Origin of the sequence: Petrotoga olearia DSM 13574 (genome assembly GCF_002895525.1) — a bacterium.
In the GTDB taxonomy this organism is placed as follows: domain Bacteria; phylum Thermotogota; class Thermotogae; order Petrotogales; family Petrotogaceae; genus Petrotoga; species Petrotoga olearia.
Genome location: NZ_AZRL01000016.1, coordinates 216,270 through 223,361 on the forward strand (window position 1 = coordinate 216,270; position 7,092 = coordinate 223,361).

8 protein-coding genes are annotated in these 7,092 nt (G+C 33.8%); 4 read left to right on the forward strand and 4 right to left on the reverse strand.

Annotated elements, in window-relative coordinates:
* Positions 1-66 precede the first annotated feature (66 nt).
* The 3 genes from X929_RS06490 to X929_RS06500 all read right to left on the reverse strand — a co-directional run bounded on the left by X929_RS06490 (position 67) and on the right by X929_RS06500 (position 3,336).
* Complete coding sequence (locus X929_RS06490; protein WP_103067219.1) at positions 67-1,086, reverse strand: type II TA system antitoxin MqsA family protein; 1,020 nt, start codon at positions 1,084-1,086, stop codon at positions 67-69.
* The gene (locus X929_RS06495) at positions 1,079-1,420 is read right to left on the reverse strand and encodes a type II toxin-antitoxin system MqsR family toxin (protein WP_103067220.1); all 342 of its coding nucleotides are present in this window, start codon (positions 1,418-1,420) and stop codon (positions 1,079-1,081) included. Before X929_RS06495 ends, X929_RS06490 begins: the two co-directional genes overlap by 8 nt.
* A gap of 170 nt (positions 1,421-1,590) precedes the next feature.
* Positions 1,591-3,336 (reverse strand): hypothetical protein, encoded by a 1,746-nt coding sequence (locus tag X929_RS06500; protein ID WP_103067221.1) that lies wholly within the window; start codon positions 3,334-3,336, stop codon positions 1,591-1,593.
* 495 nt (positions 3,337-3,831) lie between these two features.
* On the opposite strand from X929_RS06500, the gene X929_RS09815 reads away from it, so the two are divergent.
* Both X929_RS09815 and X929_RS06505 read left to right on the forward strand, forming a co-directional pair.
* Positions 3,832-4,029, forward strand: a complete 198-nt coding sequence (locus X929_RS09815) for a hypothetical protein (protein WP_243830566.1) — start codon at positions 3,832-3,834, stop codon at positions 4,027-4,029.
* Positions 3,981-4,610 (forward strand): Rpn family recombination-promoting nuclease/putative transposase, encoded by a 630-nt coding sequence (locus X929_RS06505; protein ID WP_244903571.1) that lies wholly within the window; start codon positions 3,981-3,983, stop codon positions 4,608-4,610. The genes X929_RS09815 and X929_RS06505 overlap by 49 nt, the downstream gene beginning before the upstream one ends.
* A 613-nt stretch (positions 4,611-5,223) precedes the next feature.
* Here X929_RS06505 and X929_RS06510 read toward each other — a convergent pair.
* Positions 5,224-5,586 carry a hypothetical protein gene (locus X929_RS06510; protein WP_103067222.1) on the reverse strand — a complete coding sequence of 121 codons (363 nt, stop codon included), beginning with the start codon at positions 5,584-5,586 and terminating at the stop codon, positions 5,224-5,226.
* 521 nt (positions 5,587-6,107) lie between these two features.
* Between X929_RS06510 and X929_RS06515 the strand changes: the two genes are divergently transcribed.
* Together X929_RS06515 and X929_RS06520 are read left to right on the forward strand one after the other, a co-directional pair.
* The gene (locus tag X929_RS06515) at positions 6,108-6,335 is read left to right on the forward strand and encodes a UPF0175 family protein (protein ID WP_103067223.1); all 228 of its coding nucleotides are present in this window, start codon (positions 6,108-6,110) and stop codon (positions 6,333-6,335) included.
* Positions 6,328-6,777: a PIN domain-containing protein gene (locus tag X929_RS06520; protein ID WP_103067224.1), complete on the forward strand. Its 450-nt coding sequence runs from the start codon at positions 6,328-6,330 to the stop codon at positions 6,775-6,777. The genes X929_RS06515 and X929_RS06520 overlap by 8 nt, the downstream gene beginning before the upstream one ends.
* The last annotated feature ends 315 nt before the right edge of the window (positions 6,778-7,092 follow it).

Here is a 7,092-nt window from a genome sequence, read left to right on the forward strand (position 1 = left end):
ATACAGGATTTGTGTGATAGGGTGGGATATTATTATAGATCAGAGTTATCCATTAAAAAATTTACACTAAATCACTATCTCTTCATCATAATTTGAATTTTTAAAATCCACGTCATTATGCAATATTTCGACTAATTTGCTAGCACTCAATCCTCCATACTCTTTAACAATCTTTTCTACAACCCCTCTTTCTTCATCTGCTAAATACTTTAAAGGGCTCTGATCTACCAAACCGATCATATATGTCTCTTTCAAAAACTTTTTAGAAAAATCGATATTCATTCTTATTAAATTTGTCTTTATCAAATAGTCTAAAAGAACGCCCTCTTCATTTTTTGCCCCTTTGGGAATTGGGCCATAATTATAATGAATGAATTTCAAATTAGCAATCTGCCTGCCAAGGTTTTTTTTGGATTCTTTTTCCACTAACCATAGCAATTTAAAAAAGACGGTTTTGTATAAAAATTCCTTATGATGATATTTTTTTGAATAATAAAATAATCCAGCTATTAAACCCTTCATTTTTTCAATGTCTATTTCAGGATGTTTAATATACAAAATTTTCTCTAGTTCTTGAACTTCAAGTTTATTTTCAAATTCTTTAAGAATTCTGTGAATGTTTCCTAAGATCCTCTTATACTCGATATCAGGAATATTATCTTTATTACTTTTTAAAATCTTGTAAAATTCAACCGGTTCGGAAACTCTTTTGATCAAATCGCTATTAACTTTAGTTGGTAATGAACCCATCTCATAACGTTGTATAGTAGCTTCTCCTAAACCTAAAATTAAGGCAAATAGGGTTTGAGAGACATTATACTTACTTCTAATTTCCTTGATTTCTTCAGGTAATACCAAATTATTCAACTCAGCATATTTTCTGTATGCCACTTTTAAGTTCTCATTCTCATAATATGGTTCAAGTAACTCAGCCCCACATTCTTCACATATAGCAACAGTCCGTTCGACTTCAATAGGATAATTCTTAACGTTATAATTCTCTCTCTTTTTTATCGTTTTATACCTCACCAATTTTCCACATTGCTCACAGAACAACCTTTCTTTTGGTTTTTTCAATTCATACATTTCCTTCACCCTCCTCTGACTCATGAAAAGACAAAAGTACCATGTAATCTTTTTTTTCAACGTATTTTATTTTTATATAAATTTGATACACTTCATCCTCAACACACAATTGTTTTTTAAAAATATAAACAGTTCCTTCAGGAAAATTAGTATCTTTCTCTACACCATCTAATATAAAATCATCTTTTGTTAATTCGTTAAGTAAAAAATTATGAACGTCTTGCTCAGTCCATCCGATCTTGGTTAGAAACTCAGTATTTTTCACCCTTTTCACGAGCTGTAATTGATTATTATTAATAACTTGTTTCAATAATTCCAGAAAAAATTCAACCATTTTATAACTCCTGCACTCATATTATACCATCAATTGATGGTATAATATATTAAATATTGTTACAAAATACATCTTTATATTAACTCTCCTAAATGACACAAACTAATATTTTTTTGACTTGTAGGTTAACGGTTTGAGCTTTTTATAAAGTGTTTATACGTAGTGCCCTATCAAATTTCATCTTCAGATGTTTCCTTTTGACTTATTGCTTCTAACATTAGAGAGAGTGCATCTGTGAGGTCTATTATCAACTTTTTTACCTTTGCAGAATTGGACAACTTAACCAATCCAAAATGTTGTAGCTCCTTATCAAAGTTTGAACCTTTGCGATGAGCCGCCCCAGTTGATCGAATCGTCTGCACAGTACGCAGAGGCTGTATAATCTGCAACCTAGTATTATCTTTAACTCCTATTTTTCTCAAATAGACTTCAAGCAAGTCGATGGAACCTTTAATTGAGCGTTTATCAATTTTTTGACCACTTTCATGTGAAAGAAGCCTAACGTTTAACGAATCAACAGTAATTTTTGCTAATACTTGTACTAACTCATCGAACTCCTTCCATTCCTCGGTTAAAGGTAAATGTAACGTCTGATAAGCATGTCGATCTTTCTCATCGAGGTCTAGAAATAACTCCTCACCATATCTTGCTTTCGCTTCAAGCTGAATTTTCTCGAATGCTACTTGAAAGTAATAAACTGGATCATCTGTTGGTTCAGCGAGATCTACCATAAAATCACGGAAAAAGCGATGTCTGGTAATTGTTCCTCTAGGGGAAACATTAAATTGACGCCAATGTAATTGTTCCCTGTAGGGAATACGGCCTAAATATCCAAGCCAGACGTGAACAAGCTCTTCCTCTGTTATATCTATGGGAAGGTGCCATAAGTCAAGGCACCCTATACCTGAGTTGCTGACCTTATAGCGACTCGGCTCTTGGTAGTATTTAATCAAAACCTCTCGATTAAAGTATACTGGGGTAAAAAAGGACGGAGTCCCACGGTCAACATAATGGTTGCTAAGTTCTTCCTCGTTACATGTGAATTCAACATCATTACCTTGTTCATCACGACTTATGATAAATTTGGCAAATTTTTTCTCTCTCTTTCCCGTAGCAAACCAAGTATGGCACTTGTCGGGTTCAGAATAGGGGAAGATCACATCCTTACCAAGAATACTTGATGAACTCTGGTAACCATTCATAGGAATGTCAGTGCGAAGCCAAAGTTCAAAACAAGACGATTCATCTCCCAAGGAGTAACTCGCAAATTTCCCTTTAATATGTTCGCTAATGTCTTCCTTGACCCTCCGCCAATGATCATGATAACGAACAAGGTAGCATTGATTGGCAGCCAGGTAATCTTTCAAATGATGAGCGTCAATTAAAACTAGACGATTATTATTCTCTTGTTTAATACGAACTATTGGTCGTATATTCCCATCATCGTCAATACGTTGATATTCATTTTTCTCAGTCACAAAAAAAGCCTCGTGATACAGGATAAAATTTTGTACTAGTTCGAAGGTGTTTGAAATAAAGCCGTGGAATTCGCGATAAATCACAAATGGGCGGAATTTGATACCGCCAATTTCAGCCTCCAGGCCAGGGTCGTAATGGGCTTTCTTTTCTCCATCACATACATAGAAAAAAGGTTTTCCAAATTCTAGTTGGACATCCCAATTAGCTTTTGACAATAACCTCTCAAGATTATCTTTTGTCGCAGAGGCAAGCGCACTAAAGGTGAAGAAATTATTAGTTCCTTCTTTCCATGAACGAGCGGCAACAATCCAGTCTGATGATTTTGTCTCTTCTTCAGTAATCCAGTCTTCAAAAGCCAAAAAGGATAAAATTTTCCTTAACTCTTCTTTACCAGTAAAACCGCGTAGTATACTAGGAATTCTATTGTCTTTGTTCATGACTTTTCCTCTCCAATTTTATTGGGGTATTACGCATAACTTCGGTATATCTGCAATACTTCGTATAACATCCCAATCTTAGTAGTATATGTACCTCAAATATTCCTCCATTTTGGACTTATATCTGAACTACTTAATATATACCTCTATGAATGAACACTTCTTCTCTCCCAAGCGTTTTCCAATCAACCCTATTATACCATTACCTTTCTTATTTTAAAACACGAAACTATAAAACCCAACTTGCCTACTTTTTCTTCCTAAAACGGGTGGGAAACGTGGTGAAAGGGCAAAAGAATCTTTCCCTAATGGGCGAGGAGCGGGGAAGGGCGCTATAAAGCTCATTATACGAGAGTTATATGATAAGATAGCACACCTTCAAAAACATATGGTATAATTAAATTGACAAAGAAAACAATTTACTCCTCTTACGGGCGGGGAGCGGGGCGAAGGGGCGCTAAACACAACAAAAAATAAACCAAAAAGGAGAAGCTTATGTCTAATCCAATAAAAGATTCCATATTCAAAGAATTATTTGAAGACAGAACTATATTCTATGACTTCCTAAAAGCCTTTCTACCAAAAGAAATCACAAAACAAATAAAAGAGACAGATTTAAAACGTGAACAAACTGAACTAAAGGGATGGTCTTTTACGATGGAAAAGCGAAATGGACATCACCAACGGATGTGAAAGACAAGATAACAAAGATACAAAACATGGAAGAGTATTTGATAAAAGCTGAATATGAACTAATAAGTTTAAGTAATATAAAAGAAGAAACGATAATAAACATGAAGAAGGCACTAGGAGTAATCTTATTAACGGACAAACCAAACGTAAGGATAAAAAACGCAGAAGAGTTGATAAAGATGATAAATGAAGATATAATATCGAAATTGCCGAAAGAAGAACAAGAGAAGTTTGAAAAACACAGGAACGCATTCTTAGAATTGCTTAGAAAGAGGACAGATTACAAAGAGATAGAAGAAAGGTACGAAGAGCTAAAAGAAATGGAGGTGCCAAAAATGTTTAACACATTAGAAGAGATAGCAAAAAAAGATAGAGAAAAAGCTAAATTGGAAGGTAAAGTAGAAGGAAAACTTGAAGAAAGAAGAGAAGTAGCTATAAAGTTATTAAGTAAACGATTTGGCAGACAATTAACCACAGAGATGAAAGAAAAGATAAAAGAAGCTGAAGAAGCAAAAATAAACCAAATAATCGACAATATATTTGAAATAACAATAGAAGAACTAAAAGAAATATTGAAATAATGGTAGCAGGTGAAACACAATCTGATATTTTTGGATAGCTAACAGGGCAAAACCCTTTTCCATTTCCTCATAGGTTAGTTGCGGAGTAAAATGGAAAAGGCTTTTTTCCTTATGGGCAGGCGGACAAACTTTGCATAATCGGGCACACTTTTCGTTTAGAAAGTGTATCATTTATATATTTTTGTACAATTTTATAAATTTTAATTTTTAAAACTTCACTATTCATAATTTTTTCATCAATAGCTCTCGTTAATTCAATTCCAATTTTTTGATTATCAAACTCAACTATGAAATCAGGAGATTCGCTACATTCTAATTGATAATTTTTTGGAAAAAGATCCTCATCAAAAATTTTATAATAATCGCAGAAAAAATCTTCTAATAGCTTAAATTCTTCTTTTTTCTTATCGTTTATTTTTTATCACCCCACTTTGTAGTAGCAATTCCCATACTTTTAAGTGTTTTAGAAAGTATACCGACAATTGGTCCAACAGATGGTACACTTACTAAAGGAAAGTACACCTACCTCTCACACAAATTCTATATAAGGTTCCTATAAAATCAAATAAATTTCACCTTTTTGGCCTTTTTTCACCTAATAAATACTTTCTCTTCAGCATTTGCTATGGCTATTGATACCAAGTTTCTCTTCTATCTCCCTTGCTTGATAGGTGAAGGAAGAATAACTTCCTTTGTATCCTTCTTCACAGATGAGTTCGTATATACGTCTTTTGGTTAACTTTTGGTTCTTGGGTTGATTTGAATTGTATTCTAACAAGTGTTTGATACGTTTTTCAAAATCTCCATTTACTGGTTTATCTCTATCAACGTTCATATGATACTTCTGTTCTGGATTCTTGATAGCTCTTTTAACCGTTGCTCTGTGTATCCCCATTTCTTTTGCTATCTCTCTTTGACTTTTGTGTTTGTTAAAATACAAAAATCTTATATAATTGTATTGTACCTTCTCTATCACCTTCCTTGAACCCCCCTTCGGGGCGTTTCCCCCCCTGTACAATTTTTTTATCCAAATTCATTATACAGGATTTGTGTGATAGGGTGGTACACTTTTCGATGAATAAGTGCAAAAAAATTGGTTAGATTATAAATCGATGTCTTTAAAATGATACTCTTTCCTTCAACCCAAACATTCTTCTTTGACTTAACAAAAGCATTCTCGCAATCTACAAGATGAACGTTCTTCAATAAAACGGGCGCAGTGTGAAAAGAAACAAACCCTTTTCCTTATGGTTGAAAAGCTGGGAAAGGGACCGCAAGTCCCTCTTTCCTTATAGGGTGGGGAGCGGGGGAAGGGCGCTATAAAACTCATTATACAGGAGTTGGATAATAAGATAACACATCTTCAAAAACATATGGTATAATTAAATTGACAAAGAAAACATTTTACCAATCTTATAGGCCGACTTTGTGGGCACTATATACAGTGTTTTTGAGTTTCTAAAAAGCGAGTATAAATATTTTACGAGGAGTGTTTTTATGAAAACCATATCTATAAATCTACCAGATTTTATCGATTTAAATGAAAAAGAAGTTAAATTGTTGATAGCCTCAAAATTATATGAAGAAGGCAAGTTATCCATAGGAGAAGCTGCACAACTAGCAGAGCTTTCCAAGAGAGCTTTTATTGAAATATTAGGTAGTTTCGATGTCTCACTATTTAATTACAATGCTGAAGAATTAAGAAATGATGTGAAAAATGCCTAATTACATATCTGACACAAGTTGTCTAATTGTTTTAGACAATATTGATATGCTGTTCATTCTAAAAGAGCTTTATGGAAATATATTTATAACGCAAGAAGTTTTAAAAGAATTCGAAAAGCCGATTCCCGAATGGATAAAAGTTCGAGAAGTTAACGATAAGAAATATCTAAAACTATTATCTACGTTTATTGATTTAGGAGAAGCAAGTTCAATAGCTCTAGCTTTAGAAAAAGAAGATGTAATTTTAATTTTGGATGACTTGAAAGCAAGAAAATTAGCAAACAAGTTAAATCTCCAAATTACTGGAACGTTAGGCGTTATTATTAGCGCAAAAAATAAGAATATAATATCTTCTCTTGAAGAAGTTTTAAACAAATTAAAGAAAGCAGGTTTTAGAATTTCTAAGGAATTAGAAAACGAAATTTTAAAATACGAGAACTAGCCGCATTGCACTTACTAAACTAAAAGAACATCAAAAATTCCACAAAATTCACCAAGCCCTTGTTCCACAGTCGAAAACATAAAGACCTAGCCAAAAAGACACCTTATGCAGACGTTTTGTATATTTTTAATAATAAAGTATTTTACCCCTGCCGAGCATTTTTTCACCTTCCTTAGAAGAGCAGGTTGCGTGGTGAAAAGGAGCAAACCCCTTTCCTTATGGTTGAAAAGCGGGGAAAGGGACCGCAGGTCCCTCTTCCACATGGGTGGTGAGCAGGGGAAGGGCACTAACAAAGATCCTTTTCCTCACGGGTGG

Bases quoted from the DNA above. Each gene is read 5' to 3' on its own strand.
- X929_RS06490 (WP_103067219.1), bottom strand. From the start codon at position 1,086: ATGTATGAATTGAAAAAACCAAAAGAAAGGTTGTTCTGTGAGCAATGT.
- X929_RS06495 (WP_103067220.1), bottom strand. From the start codon at position 1,420: ATGGTTGAATTTTTTCTGGAATTATTGAAACAAGTTATTAATAATAAT.
- X929_RS06500 (WP_103067221.1), bottom strand. From the start codon at position 3,336: ATGAACAAAGACAATAGAATTCCTAGTATACTACGCGGTTTTACTGGT.
- X929_RS09815 (WP_243830566.1), top strand. From the start codon at position 3,832: ATGTCTAATCCAATAAAAGATTCCATATTCAAAGAATTATTTGAAGAC.
- X929_RS06505 (WP_244903571.1), top strand. From the start codon at position 3,981: ATGGTCTTTTACGATGGAAAAGCGAAATGGACATCACCAACGGATGTG.
- X929_RS06515 (WP_103067223.1), top strand. From the start codon at position 6,108: ATGAAAACCATATCTATAAATCTACCAGATTTTATCGATTTAAATGAA.
- X929_RS06520 (WP_103067224.1), top strand. From the start codon at position 6,328: ATGCCTAATTACATATCTGACACAAGTTGTCTAATTGTTTTAGACAAT.